This window comes from Streptomyces sp. NPDC002690, assembly GCF_053592415.1.
Genome location: NZ_JBSFVR010000002.1, coordinates 56,260 through 71,719, shown reverse-complemented (window position 1 = coordinate 71,719; position 15,460 = coordinate 56,260). Strand labels below are relative to the sequence as shown.

Genomic DNA, 15,460 nt, shown 5'->3' with positions numbered 1-15,460 from the left:
GGGAGGGCGACCTGCGCCGCCTTGCGGCCGGTGCGGTAGTCGCGCAGCCGCCAGTCGTGGGCGCGGGCGTGCTTGCGGAGCTTGGCGTCCGGGTTGATCGCGTAGGGGTGGCCGACCAGCGAGAGCATCGGGATGTCGTTGTGCGAGTCGCTGTACGCGGCGCACCGCCCGAGGTCCAGGCCCTCGCCCGCGGCCAGGGCGCGTACCGCCTCGGCCTTCGCGGGGCCGTGCAGCGGTTCGCCGACCAGGCGCCCGGTGTAGACGCCGTCGACGGACTCGGCGACCGTGCCGAGCGCGCCCGTGAGGCCGAGCCGGCGGGCGATGATCGTGGCGGTCTCCACCGGGGCGGCGGTGACCAGCCAGACCTTCTGACCCGCGTCGAGGTGCGCCTGGGCCAGCGCGCGGGTGCCCGGCCAGATGCGGTCGGCCATGTACTCGTCGTAGATCTCCTCGCCGATGGACATCAGCTCGGAGACGCGGTGTCCCTTGACGATGGAGAGGGCGCTGTCGCGGGCGTCCTGCATGTGTTCCGGGTCTTCCACGCCGGCCAGCCGGAACCATGCCTGCTGCCAGGCGAACCGGGTCAGCTCGCGGCGCTGGAAGAACTTCCGCTTGTAGAGGCCCCGGCCGAAGTGGAAGAGCGCGGCGCCCTGCATCACGGTGTTGTCGAGGTCGAAGAACGCGGCGGCACGGGCGTCGCCGGCCACCGGGAACGCGGGTTCCTCGGGCGCGGCGTCCGCGCCTCGTTCCGCTTCGAGGAGGGTGTCGCCGTCCCCGTCCAGCGTCGCCTTGCGGGCGGCCTCGGCCGCCGCCTCGCCCGCCAGCACGCTCCGTGCCGTGGCGGGGCGCCTGCGAGGTGTGAGCCATCCAAGAGAGGCCATGCGGCGAGCATAACCATTTCGCCGGACACTTCCCGTCCCGCAGGGTTCCGGGAGCGTGAACTCTCCGGGGCCGGCTCGTCGGCCGGACACGCCGGGCCCCGCGGGGCCCGGCGCGCGGCGGGGTGCCGGAGCCGGGCGCGGCGGGCGGAGAATGGGGGCATGAGTGCCCTGTTGCGTCGTACGAAGAAGAAGCCCGCCGACCGGGTCGTCACGCTCCTCGGGAAGCCCGGATGTCACCTCTGCGAGGACGCGAGGGCGGTGGTGGAGGCGGTGTGCGCGGAGACCGGCTCGGTGGTGGAGGAGAAGGACATCACCCAGGACGAGGCGTTGTACGCGCAGTACTGGGAGCAGATCCCGGTGGTGCTGATCGACGGGGATCAGCACACCTTCTGGCGAGTCGACCCGAAGCGGCTGCGTACGGCGCTGGGCGCCTGACGATTCCCGCGGCCCCGGTGGTGCGCATGGCCGGGTGCGGCACTGGGTGCCTGAGTCAACGTTTTTCGCGTACCATCATGGGCGTTTTGGGTGGTCTCGGGGGCGTGGTCATGAGGAGTGTGTTCGGTTTTGCCCCCTTCGAACCCGCAACGGGTTGATGCGATCCGTGGTTCCGGGATCCGGCGGCGAATCCGCGTGACCCCGGTCACTTTGACCGGACAAAACGGACACAATCTTTGTGCACGTGTTCACAAAGACATAGCCTGCATTCGACGGGGCGGTCTTGGGACATACGGCCGCCTACAGCCCCGCTCATCCCGCAGGAGCACCGTGGCAACTGGCCGAACTCACCGACCGGCGACCCGAAGCCGAGGAATTCCCGAGGCCACTGTCGCCCGACTCCCCCTGTATCTGCGCGCACTGACCGCGCTGTCCGAGCGTTCCGTACCGACGGTCTCGTCCGAGGAACTCGCCACGGCCGCGGGGGTCAATTCCGCGAAGCTCCGCAAGGACTTCAGCTACCTGGGTTCCTACGGCACCCGGGGCGTCGGCTACGACGTCGAGTACCTCGTCTACCAGATCTCCCGTGAGCTCGGCCTCACCCAGGACTGGCCGGTCGCCATCGTCGGCATCGGTAACCTCGGGGCCGCCCTCGCCAACTACGGCGGGTTCGCCTCCCGCGGCTTCCGGGTCGCCGCGCTGATCGACGCGGACCCCGCGATGGCCGGTACGCCGGTCGCCGGGATTCCCGTCCAGCACACCGACGACATGGACCGCATCCTCACCGACAACGGTGTGTCCATCGGCGTGATCACCACCCCGCCCGGCGCGGCCCAGCAGGTCTGCGACCGTCTCGTGGCCGCCGGTGTCACCTCGATCCTGAACTTCGCGCCGACCGTCCTCTCCGTCCCCGAGGGCGTCGACGTGCGCAAGGTCGACCTCTCCATCGAGCTCCAGATCCTCGCGTTCCACGAGCAGCGCAAGGCCGGCGAGGACGGCACCGCGGACGAGACCGACGAGGCCGCGCCGCCGATGCGCGCGACCCCCGTGAACCGGAAGGGACCCGACGGGGACATGCCCGCCGTGATGCCGGCATGAGCCTTCTCGTCGTCGGACTGAGTCACCGCAGCGCCCCCGTCTCCGTGCTGGAGCGGGCCTCGCTCGCCCAGGACGCCCAGGTCAAGCTGTTGCAGGACACCCTCGCCGCGGAACCCGCGGCCGAGGCCACCGTGCTGGCCACCTGCAACCGCATCGAGCTCTACGCCGACGTGGACAAGTTCCACGCGGGCGTGGCCGAGCTGTCGACCCTGCTGGCACAGCACAGCCAGGTCGGGCTGGACGAGCTGACTCCCCATCTCTACGTGCACTACGAGGACCGTGCCGTCCACCACCTCCTGTCGGTGGCCTGCGGGCTGGACTCGATGGTCGTCGGCGAGGGGCAGATCCTCGGCCAGATCAAGGACGCGCTCGCCCTGGGGCAGGAGCTCCACACGGCGGGGCGGCTGCTGAACGACCTCTTCCAGCAGGCCCTGCGGGTCGGCAAGCGTGCCCACAGCGAGACCGGGATCGACCGTGCCGGACAGTCGCTGGTCACCTTCGGCCTGGAGCAGCTCGCCGCCGGACAGGACGTCGACGTCTGGGCCAGGGGCAAGCGCGCCCTGGTCATCGGGGCCGGTTCGATGTCCTCGCTGGCCGCCGCGACGCTGGCCCGTACCGGGGTCGGCGAGATCGTCGTCGCCAACCGGACCCGGGCCCGCGCCGACCGGCTCGTGGAGATCCTCGGCCAGGCGTCCGGACCGGAACTGCGCGCCCGTGCCGTGGAGATGAGCACCGTCACGGACGAGCTGACACGTGCCGACATCGTGGTGTCCTGTACCGGTTCGACCGGTCTCGTGCTGACCGCCGGGGCGATCGCGAAGGCCGTCGGCGCGGAGTACGACGCCACGGCCGTGCCCGCCGCGAAGGCCGGTTCCGCTGCCGCCGTGGACGCGCTGGACCAGCACGCCGCCTGGGTGGAGAACGGCTCGTCCGCTCCCGAGGGCTACGACGCCCCGGGCACGGGTACGGGCACGGCCGCGCGGGCGACCGCGCCGCGCCGCGCCATCCCCGCGCAGAACAACGGACCCGTGCGGCTCGCGATCCTCGACCTCGCGATGCCGAGGGACGTGGACGGCGGGGCGCACCGCATCGACGGCGTACGCCTCGTCGACATCGAGTCGCTCGCCGAGGCGTCCGCGGACGCCCCGATGGCCGCCGACGTCGACCGGGTGCGGGGCATCGTCTCCGACGAGGTGGCCGCCTTCGGTGCCGCCCAGCGCGCCGCGCACATCACCCCGACCGTCGTCGCCCTGCGCACGATGGCAGCCGACGTGGTGGCCGGCGAGATCGCCCGGCTCGACGGGCGGCTGCCCGACCTCGACGAGAAACAGCGCGCGGAGATCACGCAGACCGTGCGCCGTGTCGTCGACAAGCTCCTGCACGCGCCGACCGTGCGGGTCAAGCAGCTGGCGAGCGAGCCCGGCGGCGCCGGGTACGCGGACGCGCTGCGAGAACTCTTCGACCTCGACCCGCAGACGGTGGCCGCCGTCTCCCGGGCAGACCTGAACGACCCGAATAGAGGGCGGTCATGACCGACAGCTCACCCCAGGGTGGGACCGACAACACGCCTCTGCGGCTCGGCACCCGGCGCAGCAAACTCGCCATGGCCCAGTCGGGCCTGGTCGCCGAGGCGGTCAGCGAGGTGACCGGGCGCGCCGTCGAACTGGTGGAGATCACCACGTACGGCGACGTCTCCCGCGAGGACCTGGCGCAGATCGGCGGCACCGGCGTGTTCGTCGCCGCGCTGCGCGAAGCGCTGCTGCGGGGCGAGGTGGACTTCGCGGTCCACAGCCTCAAGGACCTGCCGACCGCGCAGCCCGAGGGCCTGGTGCTGGCCGCCGTGCCGCTCCGCGAGGACCCGCGCGACGTGCTGGTGGCACGCGACGGGCTGACCTTCGAGGAGCTGCCGCCCGGCGCCCGGGTGGGTACGGGTTCGCCGCGCCGCATGGCGCAGCTGAACGCGTACGCCCGGTCGCACGGCCTCTCCATAGAGACCGTGCCGATCCGCGGCAACGTGGATACGCGCATCGGATTCGTACGTGACGGTGAGCTGGACGCGGTGGTTCTCGCCGCCGCCGGTCTCAGCCGTCTCGGACGGACGGACGAGGTGACCGACTTCCTGTCGCCCGACACCGTCCTGCCCGCTCCCGGTCAGGGAGCACTGGCGATCGAGTGCGCCGCTTCGAGCGTCGACCTCGCCGCCGCGCTCGCGGAGCTCGACGACCCGTACACCCGGGTCGCCGTCACCGCGGAGCGATCCCTGCTCGCCGCCCTGGAGGCCGGCTGCTCCGCACCCGTGGGTGCGTTGGCCGACCTCCTGGTCGACGGTCAGGCTGTCAACGAACTGCGCCTGCGCGGTGTCGTCGGTTCCACCGACGGTGCCTCGCTGGTGCAGCTGTCCACTACCGGTCCCGTTCCCACGTCGCAGGACGACGCGGCGGCCCTCGGTCGCGAACTCGCGTCGGAGATGCTCGCCAAGGGTGCGGCCGGTCTTATGGGGGAGCGAGCACTTTGAGCCCCACCGGCCCCGCCGTGTCCGACTTTCCGCTGCTGTCCGCACAGGGACACGTCACCTTCCTCGGCGCCGGTCCCGGCGATCCGGGTCTGCTGACGCTGCGCGCCGTCGAGGCGCTCGCGAGCGCGGACGTTCTTGTCGCAGAGCCCGAGGTGCTCGACGTCGTGCGCACACATGCGCGGGCAGGCGTGAGCACCCCTGAGCTGACCGTTGTTGACTCCGCGTCAACAGCCGCCGGAGTGCCTGTACTCAGGGACGCGGCCAATATTGTCATGGAGGCCGCGAAGGGCGGCAGGCGGGTCGTCCGTGCTGTCGCCGGTGACCCGGGTCTGGACGGTGGCGCGGGGGCGGAGATGCTCGCGTGCGCCGCCGCCGGGGTGCCCTTCGAGGTCGTCCCGGGTGTCGCGAACGTCGTCGGCGTGCCCGCGTACGCCGGTGTGCCGCTGCGTGACGCGCAGGGTACGGACGTGCGCTTCGTGGACGCCCGTACCGCGACCGACCGCTGCTGGAGCGAGGTCGGCGCGAGCGATTCGACCGCCGTCGTCTCGACCACCCTGGACTCCGTCGCGGCGGCCGCGGGTGAGCTGGTCTCGGCGGGCCGCAAGCCCGACACCCCGCTGACCGTCACGGTCGCCGGCACCACCACGCGTCAGCGGACGTGGACGGCGACGCTGGGCACCATCGCGCAGCTCTTCAAGCAGACGAAGGTGCTCCCCTCGCCGGACGGGCACCAGCCGGTCATAGCCGTGGTCGGGGACCGTACGTCCGCCGCCCAGCGCGACCAGCTCGCGTGGTTCGAGTCCAAGCAGCTCTTCGGCTGGAAGGTGCTCGTCCCGCGGACGAAGGAGCAGGCGGCCTCGCTCTCGGACCAGCTGCGTTCCTACGGCGCGGTGCCGCACGAGGTGCCGACGATCGCGGTCGAGCCGCCGCGTACGCCCCAGCAGATGGAGCGCGCGGTCAAGGGCCTGGTCACCGGCCGGTACGAGTGGATCGCGTTCACCTCGGTGAACGCGGTGAAGGCCGTACGGGAGAAGTTCGAGGAGTACGGGCTCGACGCCCGTGCCTTCGCCGGGATCAAGGTCGCGGCCGTGGGCGAGCAGACCGCCGCCTCGCTGGTCGATTTCGGTGTGAAGCCGGACCTGGTGCCCTCGGGCGAGCAGTCCGCCGCGGGTCTCCTGGAGGACTGGCCGCCGTACGACCCGGTCTTCGACCCGATCGACCGTGTCTTCCTGCCGCGCGCCGACATCGCCACCGAGACCCTGGTGGCGGGCCTGATCGACCTGGGCTGGGAGGTGGACGACGTCACCGCGTACCGCACGGTCCGCGCGTCGCCGCCGCCGGCGGACACCCGGGAGGCGATCAAGGGCGGCGGTTTCGACGCGGTGCTCTTCACCTCGTCCTCGACCGTCCGCAACCTGGTCGGCATCGCGGGCAAGCCGCACAACGTGACGGTCATCGCCTGCATCGGCCCGGCCACCGCGAAGACCGCCGAGGAGCACGGCCTGCGGGTCGACGTCCTCGCGCCGGAGCCCTCGGTGCACAAGCTGGCGGAGGCGCTGGCGGAGTTCGGCGCGCGGCGCCGGGACGCGGCCAAGGAGGCCGGCGACCCGGTGACCCGCCCGAGCGAGCGGCGCCCGGGCGCGCGGCGGAGGCGTACGACGACCTGACCGGTCGGCGACGGACGTACGGGCCCGGCGGCTCCCCTCGGGGGCTGCCGGGCCATTTCCGCAGGCGGGGGAGCGGCCCGGGTTTTCCGGCAGGGGTGTCGGTAAGAGCCCGGTGTGGGCGGGTCTATGGTCAAAGGATGACTGCGTACGGAAACTTCCCCGGCTCCCGCCCCCGGCGGCTGCGGACGACCCCGACGATGCGACGGATGGTCGCCGAGACCCGCCTCCACCCCGCGAACCTGATCCTGCCCGCGTTCGTCCGCGAGGGCATCGACGCCCCGGTGGAGATCTCGTCGATGCCGGGCGTGCGGCAGCACACCCTGGACACCCTGCGGAAGGCCGCCGCCGACGCGGTGGCGGCCGGGGTCTCCGGGATCATGCTCTTCGGCGTACCGACCGACGAGAAGAAGGACGCCCGGGGCACGGCGGGGACGGACCCGGACGGCATCCTCCAGCAGGGCCTGCGCGCGGTGCGCGAGGAGGTCGGCGACGACCTCGTCGTCATGTCGGACCTCTGCCTGGACGAGTACACCGACCACGGCCACTGCGGTGTACTGACCGAGGACGGCCGCGTCGACAACGACGCGACCCTGGAGCGGTACGCGGAGATGGCCCAGGTCCAGGCCGACGCGGGCGCCCACACGGTCGGTCCCAGCGGCATGATGGACGGTCAGATCGGCGTGATCCGGGACGCCTTGGACCAGACCGGGCACGAGGACGTGTCGATCCTCGCGTACACCGCGAAGTACTCCTCCGCCTTCTACGGCCCCTTCCGGGAGGCCGTCGGCTCCTCGCTGCGGGGCGACCGCAAGACCTACCAGCAGGACTCGGCGAACATCCGCGAGTCCCTGCGCGAGTTGGCGCTCGACCTCGAAGAGGGCGCCGACATGGTCATGGTCAAGCCGGCCGGCCCGTACCTCGACATCCTCGCCAAGGTCGCCGACTCCGTGAACGTGCCGGTCGCGGCGTACCAGATCAGCGGCGAGTACGCGATGATCGAGGCCGCCGCCGAGCGGGGCTGGATCGACCGCGACGCGGCGATCATGGAGAGCCTGACGGGCATCCGGCGCGCGGGCGCGCAGATGATCCTGACCTACTGGGCGACCGAGGTCGCGCAGCGACTGGGCGGGCGCTCGGTGTAGTTCGCGGTGCGGTGTGCGGTGCGCAGTGTGTCGGGGCCGGGTGCGGAGGGGTGGCGTTCGCGCCCGGGGTCTTGGGACATTCGGCCGGTGAACCACTTCTCGTACTCCGCCATCGGTCCCGGTCCCGGTCGCGAGTGGTGTCCCCCTGATCCGGTGCGGGCCGAGCCCGGCCGGTGGCCGGAGCTGGAGGCGGCGCTCGCGGTGGTCAACCGCGACGTGCGGGCGACCCTGCCGGGCCAGGAACCGCTGGTACTGATGAGCGTCCCCTCGGACGAGCCGCCGTCCCCGGCCTCCGCCGGCGGCGAACAGGTCTACGTGGCGATGCCGGACGGCAGTTGGCAGGGCAACCCGGTCAACCCGTGGGACCTGGACGATGGTTACCCGCCGGAGCCGGACGACCCGGACACCTTTCTGGCGGTGGTCGCGGAGGCGGCGCAGGAGACCGTCATGGAACTCCTCTGGCGGGTCTGGCCCGTCTGCCCCGCCCACGGGACCGGCATGCACACCTATCCCCCGGAGAGCGCCGGCGGCGAGCGCCCGGACGAGGCCGACCTGTCGGGCCCACCGGCGTGGTGGTGCGGGGGCGGGCGGGACGGCGGGTGGCACGAGGTCGCCCGGGTGGGGGAGTTGGACGCGACCGTCTCCACCTGACCCGTTCACTGGACCTCGGGCCGGGTCGAGACGGGCCCGTCAGCGCTGCGGGTCCCGTCAGCCTTGAGGGTCCCAGAGTCCGCCGGCGGCGCCGCGGGCGAGATGTTCGGAGTAGACGCCGACCTTCCAGGCGATGACGGAATGGCACTCCTCCAGCTCCCGGATCCGGGCCTCGACGCGCTTCTGATGGGCGTTGAGGAGCTGGAGGCGGTCCGCTTCGTTGCCCGGCCCGTCCTGTACGAGCTCGGCGAACCGCTTGAGTTCGGCGAGCGGCATCCCCGACTCCCGCAGTCTCACGCAGATCAGCAGCCATTCCAGGTCCGCGGTGGTATAGCGGCGCCGGCCGCCCGTGTTCCGCCGGACCGGTGCGATCAGCAGGCCCTCGCGCTCGTACAGGCGCAGCGCGTGCACGCTGAGACCGGTCCGCTCGGCCACCTCGCCGATGCTCAGTTGCTCGGTGCGGGTCTCGGAAGACGTCATCCCCGCACCCTAGGGGTTGCCCTGCAAGCGATCTACGGTGTGTTGGTCGGCCGGCCCGGTTCTCCGCCACCCGGCGGGGGCGAGGTTGTGCGGCCGAGCGACGGCGGGCATGGCGTGGTGAACGCCGTCATCTTTCCGGTGGCAGTCACGCATGATCCTCCAGCTCTTCGTCCCAGGGGGGCTGCTCGACTTCCACGAGCTGGAGGTAGGGGCCATCCCCGCACGCGCGGGGAGCACACGAGGGTCCGGAGATCCGGGCCCCCGCGCCTAGGGCCATGCCCCGCACGCGCGGGGAGCACCCGGAGAGCCCGTACTCGGCCTGCTCCGCCATGGGACCATCCCCGCCCGCGCGGGGAGCACCCTTCCTGACCTGGGGCGTTACGCCGCCGGAAGGCCGCTGGAGGCCAACTTCGCCGAGTCCGGCATAAGTTGAATTTCGCCTTCCGGGTTCCAGGGGGCACATCGCGACCCGTCACGTCGCGCCCGCACAGAAGGGCAACCGCCCCCGCTGTGCACCCCGAGCGTACCCAGCCGCCACCCGCTCCACTGCCGCCTCCGCCGATCCGCCGATCCGCCGTCACGAGCACCGCGCCGCACCGCCACCGCCCCGGCGTGCCGGGCCCCCGCATCGAGGCCCATCGCCGACACCGGAGATCGTTTACGTGGCTTCGTGGGGGCCTGTATCGGGTTCTGGGCTTGATCTAGACCCCGCTCCAGCTCGTAGCGTCCTCGGTATGACCATCCAAGACCAGCAGCCGCTCGGTTCGCCCTTCTCCGCCGCAAGCACCGCCGAGGACGTCATGGCCGGTGTCGATCTCTCTGGTAGGACCGCCGTCGTGACCGGGGGCTACTCCGGGCTCGGCCTGGAGACCACCCGGGCTCTCGCGGGCGCCGGGGCCCGGGTGATCGTTCCCGCGCGCCGGCCCGGTATCGCCGCTGCCGCCCTCGACGACGTGAAGGGATGCGAGGTCGTCCCCATGGACCTGACGGACCTCGACAGCGTGCGGGAGGCCGCCGCGCACATCACCGCTTCCCTGACCCGGCTCGACCTCCTGATGGCGGTGGCCGGCGTCATGGCCACCCCCGAACGGCGCGTCGGGCCGGGCTGGGAGGTGCAGTTGGCCGCCAACCACTTCGGGCACTTCGCTCTCGCCTGCGAGCTCTACCCGCTTCTCGCCGCCGCCGGTGGCGCGCGCGTCGTCGTCAACAGTTCCGGCGGGCACGCCCTGACCGACTTCCGCCGGGACGACCCGCACTTCCGTACCGGGTACGACAAGTGGCTGGCCTACGGCCAGTCGAAGACCGCCAACGTGCTGTTCGCCGTACACCTCGACACCCTCGGACGCGACGACGGGGTCCGGGCGTTCGCACTCCACCCCGGAAAGATCATCACCGGGTTGCAGCGGGAGATGACGCTCCAGGAGCAGATCGTCCGCGGTTGGGTGGACGAGCAGGGGAACGTCGTGGGAGCCGACTTCAAGACCCCCTCGCAGGGCGCCGCCACCGGACTGTGGGCCGCCACGTCCCCGCACCTCGAAGGCAGGGGCGGGCTCTACCTCGAAGACTGTGACGTCGCGCACGCCCGGACCTCGGACTCCCTGGACGACGGCGGTGTCCGCCCGTACGCCGTCGATCCCGAAGCGGCGGCACGGCTCTGGGAGTTGTCCATGGCGGCGACCGGTGCCGCCCCGGTCGGCAGGTGACCTCGTGGGCCGGAGGCCGGGCGGTCTCCGGCCCACGACGCCGGGCACCCCTGTATCCCGAGGGCCGGGGAGCCGGCCGCTGAGGTAGAAGAAGGGCATGGACCCCGCCCTTCTGGACCGGCTGAACGCGGACGTCGATCAGCTCGTCGTGCACCACGGATACACGAACTACATGCGCGACTACGAGGTCGTCTTCGACGTGGGCCCCGGAGGCCCGCACGTCGGGACACCGACCTTTCAGCGGTACCTCTTCCGGTACTGCGTAGAGGCCCGGTGCGAGACGTTCCAGTCCGCGGAGACCTGGCGGGCCTCTCTGGACGATCGTCTGCTCGACCTCGACACTGCCGACCCCGCCCTCGGCGGGTACGTGTGGGGCGTGAAGTTCCACGAGCTGTACGACATCCGGCTCCGCCCCGGGTCGGACGCCACCCGCCGCTGGACGGAGGCCGTCGGGATCGACTTCCACGAGGTCCGCATGGAGACGAACGCGCACGATCTGACCCTCCTCTTCTCGGATCTGGAGGTGTGTGAGGTCCCGGTCGGGTACGCGCCCTTCGTGGCGGGTGAGGAGCTCGGTCCGTCCGGTCCCGTCCCGGCCGGGGTGCCGGCCGCCGGTTCCTGAACGCCGGGGACGACGAGCCGTTGACCCTCGACCTGGTGGAGGGCCCAGAGTTCGGGACGTGGAGAGCGAGATGCGCAGCATTGGTGAGATGGCCCGGGAGAGCGGGCTGAGCGTGAGTGCTCTGCGGTTCTACGACGGTGCCGGGGTGCTGGTCCCGGCCTGGGTGGATCCGGTCAGCGGCTACCGCTGGTACGGCCCCGAGCAACTGGAGGAGTCCCGGCTGCTCGCACGGCTGCGCCGGGCGGGCATGCCGTTGGCGGACATCCGGCTGGTGCTGGCGGGCTGGTCCGGCGCGGACACCGACCTGGTGCGGAAGCTGCTGGAGGCGCATCTGCGCCGTCTCGAAGTGGGGTTGTCCGATGCCCGCACCGAGTTCTCCACGCTCCGAGCTGTACTCGACCGCAGGGAGAATCCCATGACCGTGCTCCGCACCGACCCCGTCCGGCTGACCGTCTCCGTCTCCGCGCCCGAGCTGGCCGCGGCGTTGGACGCGGTCCGTTTCGCCGCCGGAACCGATCCGGAGCTGCCGATGCTCGGCGGTGTCCTGTTCGACATCGAGGGCGATGCGCTCCACGTCGTGGCCACCGACCGGTACCGGATGGCTGTCGCGCGAGCCGGTGCCACCGGACACGACGGGGCCCGTGTGCAGGCCGTCGTACCGTCCCCGCTCGTCGACGCGATGCGGGCGCTGCTGGGCGACGACGCGTCCGTCCGGCTCGTCGTGGACGGTGACCGCGTGATCCTGGAGGCGGGGGACCGGCAGGCGGCCGGTCAGTGCGTCGATCAGGGCTTCCCCGACTACCGTCGGCTCGTCCGCCTGCCGGCCGGGCGTCGGGTCCTCGTCGACGTCGCGGCATTCCGGGAGGCGGTGGAGGCGGGGCCGGTACGTCCGGACGAGGCGCGGGAGCAGGACGGCGTCTCCTACGACCTCAGCGTGCTGGAGGTGACGGCGGACGGCGGGGTGAGCGTGTGCGAGGACGGTGACGGTGGCGGGAGTCGTATCGCCGTCAACCGCGCGTTCCTCCTGGAGGCCCTTGCCGCCGGTTCCCGGGACCAGCTGATCGTGGAGGTCGGTGCCCCTACGGCTCCCCTCGCGATCCGCCGGACCGACACCGACGACACCTTCTCCCTGCTGATGCCGGTCCGCCTGGAGAGCTGACGAGGGCTGATGAGGGCCTGACGAGGGCCTGACGAGCGCCGCCGAGCACCGACGAGAGCTGAGCTGATCCCCGAGGGTGGGGCCGGGGCAGGTCCTACCCGGCGGCCTCCGGCTCCCAGCCCGCGAGGATGCGGGCGGCCTCGTGGCCGAGGTGGGCGTCGGCGGACAGCAGGCGGAGCACCTCGGCCCGGCCCTCGCTCGGCCCGGCCTCGCTGAGGGCGGCGAGGGCGTTGTCCCGTACGAGCGGGTCGGGGTCGCGCAGGACGGCTTCGGCCAGCGCCGCGTGGACGACGGAGTCGTCGGCGTACGAGCCCAGCGCCATCACCGCGTACTGCCGGACCAGGTCCTCGTCCGGGTGTTCGACGGCCGTGACCAGGACGGCACCCGCGAGGCGCCAGGTCTCCGGGTCGGACGGCGGCCAGAGCCGCAGCGGCTTCGTCGCCTCGACGCGCGCGAGGTCGTACGCCTCCTGGTCGGCGACGACCTCGATGAGGAACGACAGGATGCCCGGATGGTCCGGCTCGGCGGAGAGCATGCCGCCGAGGTCGTAGACGATTTCCCGCCTGCGGTCGCTCTCCTGGGGCAGCGTTCCGTACTCCGTGATCAGCTTTTCCGTCCGGTTCATGGGATATGCGTTTCCCCGGACGCGATGTTCCACGCATCGGACCGCTCCAGGGGGTCGCCGACCGGGCCGCCCCACCGGCCTCGCTCAACGGGCACGGGGGCGGCGGAGGAAGGACGAGCCGTGGTTCCCCGTGGCGTGTTCGCCGCCTTGCAGGGGAGGGGACGGAGGTGGCGCGGCCCGGCTTCTCCCCTCGTGGAAGCCGGACCGCGCGTGCGGGGGCGGACTCGCCCGACGGATCAGGTCCGGGCGTCAGGTCCGGGCGGTCAGTCCCACCAGAAGGACCAGGACTCGCGGTCCAGCAGGTGCTTCTCGGCGTACGCGTCGAGGTCGTACGGCGGGTTCTGGTCGATGTTGTCCGGGCAGAAGGCGTAGTGCTCGGCGGCGAGCGCCCGGGCCTCGGGGAGCGTGGTCGGCGGGCGGCCGACCGACACGGTCAGGGTGTCGAAGCCCAGTGCCACGACCCGGATGTCGAACCGGTCCTCCCAGGAGCGGAGCACCGCGCAGAGGCGGGCGACGTCGTCCTCGTGGTTGACCGGGCCCGTCCAGCCGATGGCGGCGGGGATGTCCGCGCTGCGCCGCGCGGGTACGAGCGCCGGGCGCAGGCCGGTGCCGTCGCCGTCCAGGTGGAGACTGCTGAGCATGTCGGCCAGATCGGCGGCCAGTTGGTCGGGGTCGTCGGGGCCTGCGCCGGCCGGGGACGGGGCCGGGCCGGGCCACTCGGGAGCTTCGGCGGACGTGGTGCTCCCGCTGGAGGGGTCCTCGGATTCGCCGGTGCTGTCGGCGAGTTCGTCGGCGGCGTACGGCTCGGAGAGGCTGAGGAGCACCTCCTCGGCGTCGTGGTCCCCCGGGTACGAGACGTTTCCGGGATCGAGGTCCCAGGCCCCCGGCGGCTCCTGGCGCGGGCCCTCGTCGATCAGCACGGGCAGTAGCCCGACCGGTCGGCCGATGGCGCGCAGGGCCGCGAAGCCGCCCGGGGTCGCCGCCGTGTTCGCGTACCAGAACAGGGGTTCGTGCCAGGGGCCGTCGACGGTGGTGTCCACGAGAGAACCGGACGGCAGATCCAGCCCATGGGAGGCCAGGGACGGAAGGGGGTTCGGAAGCGTCGCCATGCCGCAGACCCTAAGGGGGACCACTGACAGCGCCGTCACGGTGTTACTGACACCGTGCCTGACAGTGCGGCCCAGTACGGCCTGAAGTGCTCGAACACTCCCTTTTCCGGGTCGGGTTCGCGCGAGAATTCCTCTGCGGGGCATCCACAGAGCCCTCGCCGCCGAAGAGGAGACATGGCCCCTCAACCGAAGCAACCCGAGCGCCCCGAACGGCCCGAGCAGCCGAAGCGGCCCGAGCGGTCCGGCCCGGCCCGGCAGAGCAACCAGAAGCGCGAGAGCGACCAGAGACACGAGAGTGGTCAGGGCAACCCGCCCAAAAGGACCAAGACTTCGCGCCTCGCCGACGGCCGGCTGCTCATCGCGGACATCGATCTGGAGCTCCCTCCCGGCCGGAGCCCGCTCCAACGGGCCCTGCGCACGGCCGACATCAACCTCCCGCCCGCCCGGTCCAGAACGACCGGCACGACGACCGGCACGACGAGCGCCACGGGCATGACCGGCGCGACCGGACGGGGCGGCGCGGTTGCGGACGGGGCGATGGTGGACGGGGCGATGGTGGACGGCTCTGCCGTGGACGGAGAAGCCGCAGAGGGATGAACGAGCGGGCAGACGCGCCCTGTTCACTCCCCCTTCGGCGTCGTCGCGTACGAGAACGGGCCGACGACACCGGCGCTGTGATGGGCCGCCGCCTGGAGCGCCGCGGTGATGCGCTCCCGAGGTTTCAGGTCGAGCGCGCCGGTGGCGTGGAGCGCGCCCAGGGCGATGTCGTCCCCGCAGCCGACCGCCGCGTACTGGTCGGAGGGCTCGCCGACCTGGTAGTCCGAGTGGATGGTGTAGAGCCGTCCGGCTATGCCGACGAGGAACGTGCCCGCCTGCTCCTGCTCGGACTCCTTGCGTGCCCAGCCGCCGTCCTTGAGGCAGGAGCGCAGCGCGTCGATGAACTTGGTGACCATGAACCGGTCCAGGTCCCCGCTCGGATGCGGCACCTCGAACGCGTACCGCAGGAGCTGCCCCATGCGGAACGACGTGGTGAACCCCATCACGTAGGGGCCGTTCCGGAACACCTTGAGGTCCCGGCGGACGGTGATCGAGAGACCGGCGACACCGGCCGAGTCGCCGCCGAGGTGGACACGGTTCTTGTGGACGAGCCCGACGATCACGGTCATACGGAGGCAACCTCACGAGGTAGTCGGGGCGGGCCCCCCGGGCGGGATCCGTGCGTGGTGGACGGTCCCGGGCGGTGGGCCCCGGGTGGCCGGCGGATGCCGGTCGGCACCGGCGGCTGCCGGTGGTGCGGGGCGGGTGTCAGGAGATGCTGCCCGGGGCGGCGCACGGCGAATCGCGGCCGGTGGCGCACTGGGGGGCGCACGAGG

At 72.0% G+C, this 15,460-nt stretch carries 16 protein-coding genes and 1 pseudogene; 11 read left to right on the top strand and 6 right to left on the bottom strand.

Translation table 11 applies throughout. The features are described 5' to 3' along the window. Window positions 1-881 (bottom strand): HAD family hydrolase (locus ACWD3D_RS00645; protein WP_451458748.1); only part of this gene is annotated, 881 nt, incomplete at its 3' end. 159 nt (window positions 882-1,040) lie between these two features. Here ACWD3D_RS00645 and ACWD3D_RS00640 point away from each other — a divergent pair. The 7 genes from ACWD3D_RS00640 (at window position 1,041) to ACWD3D_RS00610 (ending at window position 8,389) form a co-directional block, all read left to right on the top strand. Then, window positions 1,041-1,316, top strand: coding sequence for a glutaredoxin family protein (locus tag ACWD3D_RS00640; protein ID WP_451458747.1), 276 nt, complete (start codon window positions 1,041-1,043; stop codon window positions 1,314-1,316). Between the two features lie 330 nt (window positions 1,317-1,646). Then, window positions 1,647-2,414, top strand: a complete 768-nt coding sequence (locus ACWD3D_RS00635; protein ID WP_358758331.1) for a redox-sensing transcriptional repressor Rex — start codon at window positions 1,647-1,649, stop codon at window positions 2,412-2,414. Then, window positions 2,411-3,946, top strand: coding sequence for a glutamyl-tRNA reductase (locus ACWD3D_RS00630; protein WP_451458746.1), 1,536 nt, complete (start codon window positions 2,411-2,413; stop codon window positions 3,944-3,946). Before ACWD3D_RS00635 ends, ACWD3D_RS00630 begins: the two co-directional genes overlap by 4 nt. Continuing rightward, a complete protein-coding gene (hemC, locus tag ACWD3D_RS00625) occupies window positions 3,943-4,929 on the top strand; it encodes a hydroxymethylbilane synthase (RefSeq protein WP_451458745.1) in 987 nt (328 codons plus the stop codon). The genes ACWD3D_RS00630 and hemC overlap by 4 nt, the downstream gene beginning before the upstream one ends. Beyond that, a complete protein-coding gene (locus tag ACWD3D_RS00620) occupies window positions 4,926-6,596 on the top strand; it encodes a bifunctional uroporphyrinogen-III C-methyltransferase/uroporphyrinogen-III synthase (protein ID WP_328720129.1) in 1,671 nt (556 codons plus the stop codon). Before hemC ends, ACWD3D_RS00620 begins: the two co-directional genes overlap by 4 nt. 137 nt (window positions 6,597-6,733) lie before the next feature. After that, a complete protein-coding gene (gene hemB / locus ACWD3D_RS00615; protein ID WP_451458744.1) occupies window positions 6,734-7,738 on the top strand; it encodes a porphobilinogen synthase in 1,005 nt (334 codons plus the stop codon). Between the two features lie 87 nt (window positions 7,739-7,825). Continuing rightward, window positions 7,826-8,389 carry a hypothetical protein gene (locus ACWD3D_RS00610; RefSeq protein ID WP_451458743.1) on the top strand — a complete coding sequence of 188 codons (564 nt, stop codon included), beginning with the start codon at window positions 7,826-7,828 and terminating at the stop codon, window positions 8,387-8,389. Between the two features lie 57 nt (window positions 8,390-8,446). Here ACWD3D_RS00610 and ACWD3D_RS00605 read toward each other — a convergent pair whose 3' ends face one another. Both ACWD3D_RS00605 and ACWD3D_RS00600 read right to left on the bottom strand, forming a co-directional pair. Continuing rightward, complete coding sequence (locus ACWD3D_RS00605) at window positions 8,447-8,869, bottom strand: MerR family transcriptional regulator (RefSeq protein ID WP_451458742.1); 423 nt, start codon at window positions 8,867-8,869, stop codon at window positions 8,447-8,449. Window positions 8,870-8,938: 69 nt separating this feature from the next. Then, a pseudogene (locus tag ACWD3D_RS00600) lies at window positions 8,939-9,037 on the bottom strand (IS5/IS1182 family transposase); the annotation flags it as partial. Between the two features lie 566 nt (window positions 9,038-9,603). Here ACWD3D_RS00600 and ACWD3D_RS00595 point away from each other — a divergent pair. The 3 genes from ACWD3D_RS00595 (at window position 9,604) to ACWD3D_RS00585 (ending at window position 12,353) form a co-directional block, all read left to right on the top strand. Continuing rightward, window positions 9,604-10,572: an SDR family NAD(P)-dependent oxidoreductase gene (locus tag ACWD3D_RS00595; protein ID WP_451458741.1), complete on the top strand. Its 969-nt coding sequence runs from the start codon at window positions 9,604-9,606 to the stop codon at window positions 10,570-10,572. A gap of 97 nt (window positions 10,573-10,669) precedes the next feature. After that, the gene (locus ACWD3D_RS00590; RefSeq protein WP_451458740.1) at window positions 10,670-11,194 is read left to right on the top strand and encodes a YxiG-like protein; all 525 of its coding nucleotides are present in this window, start codon (window positions 10,670-10,672) and stop codon (window positions 11,192-11,194) included. Between the two features lie 70 nt (window positions 11,195-11,264). Then, a complete protein-coding gene (locus tag ACWD3D_RS00585; protein WP_451458739.1) occupies window positions 11,265-12,353 on the top strand; it encodes a DNA polymerase III subunit beta family protein in 1,089 nt (362 codons plus the stop codon). A 94-nt stretch (window positions 12,354-12,447) separates the two neighbouring features. Here the strand turns inward: ACWD3D_RS00585 and ACWD3D_RS00580 are convergent, their stop codons facing one another. Beyond that, window positions 12,448-12,978 carry a HEAT repeat domain-containing protein gene (locus ACWD3D_RS00580; RefSeq protein WP_451458738.1) on the bottom strand — a complete coding sequence of 177 codons (531 nt, stop codon included), beginning with the start codon at window positions 12,976-12,978 and terminating at the stop codon, window positions 12,448-12,450. 263 nt (window positions 12,979-13,241) lie between these two features. Then, window positions 13,242-14,087 (bottom strand): DUF4253 domain-containing protein, encoded by an 846-nt coding sequence (locus ACWD3D_RS00575; RefSeq protein ID WP_451458737.1) that lies wholly within the window; start codon window positions 14,085-14,087, stop codon window positions 13,242-13,244. A gap of 174 nt (window positions 14,088-14,261) precedes the next feature. Between ACWD3D_RS00575 and ACWD3D_RS00570 the strand changes: the two genes are divergently transcribed. Beyond that, window positions 14,262-14,684 (top strand): hypothetical protein, encoded by a 423-nt coding sequence (locus ACWD3D_RS00570; RefSeq protein WP_451458736.1) that lies wholly within the window; start codon window positions 14,262-14,264, stop codon window positions 14,682-14,684. Between the two features lie 23 nt (window positions 14,685-14,707). On the opposite strand, the gene ACWD3D_RS00565 is transcribed toward ACWD3D_RS00570, so the two are convergent. Further along, complete coding sequence (locus tag ACWD3D_RS00565) at window positions 14,708-15,253, bottom strand: hypothetical protein (protein WP_451458735.1); 546 nt, start codon at window positions 15,251-15,253, stop codon at window positions 14,708-14,710. Window positions 15,254-15,460: the final 207 nt, after the last annotated feature.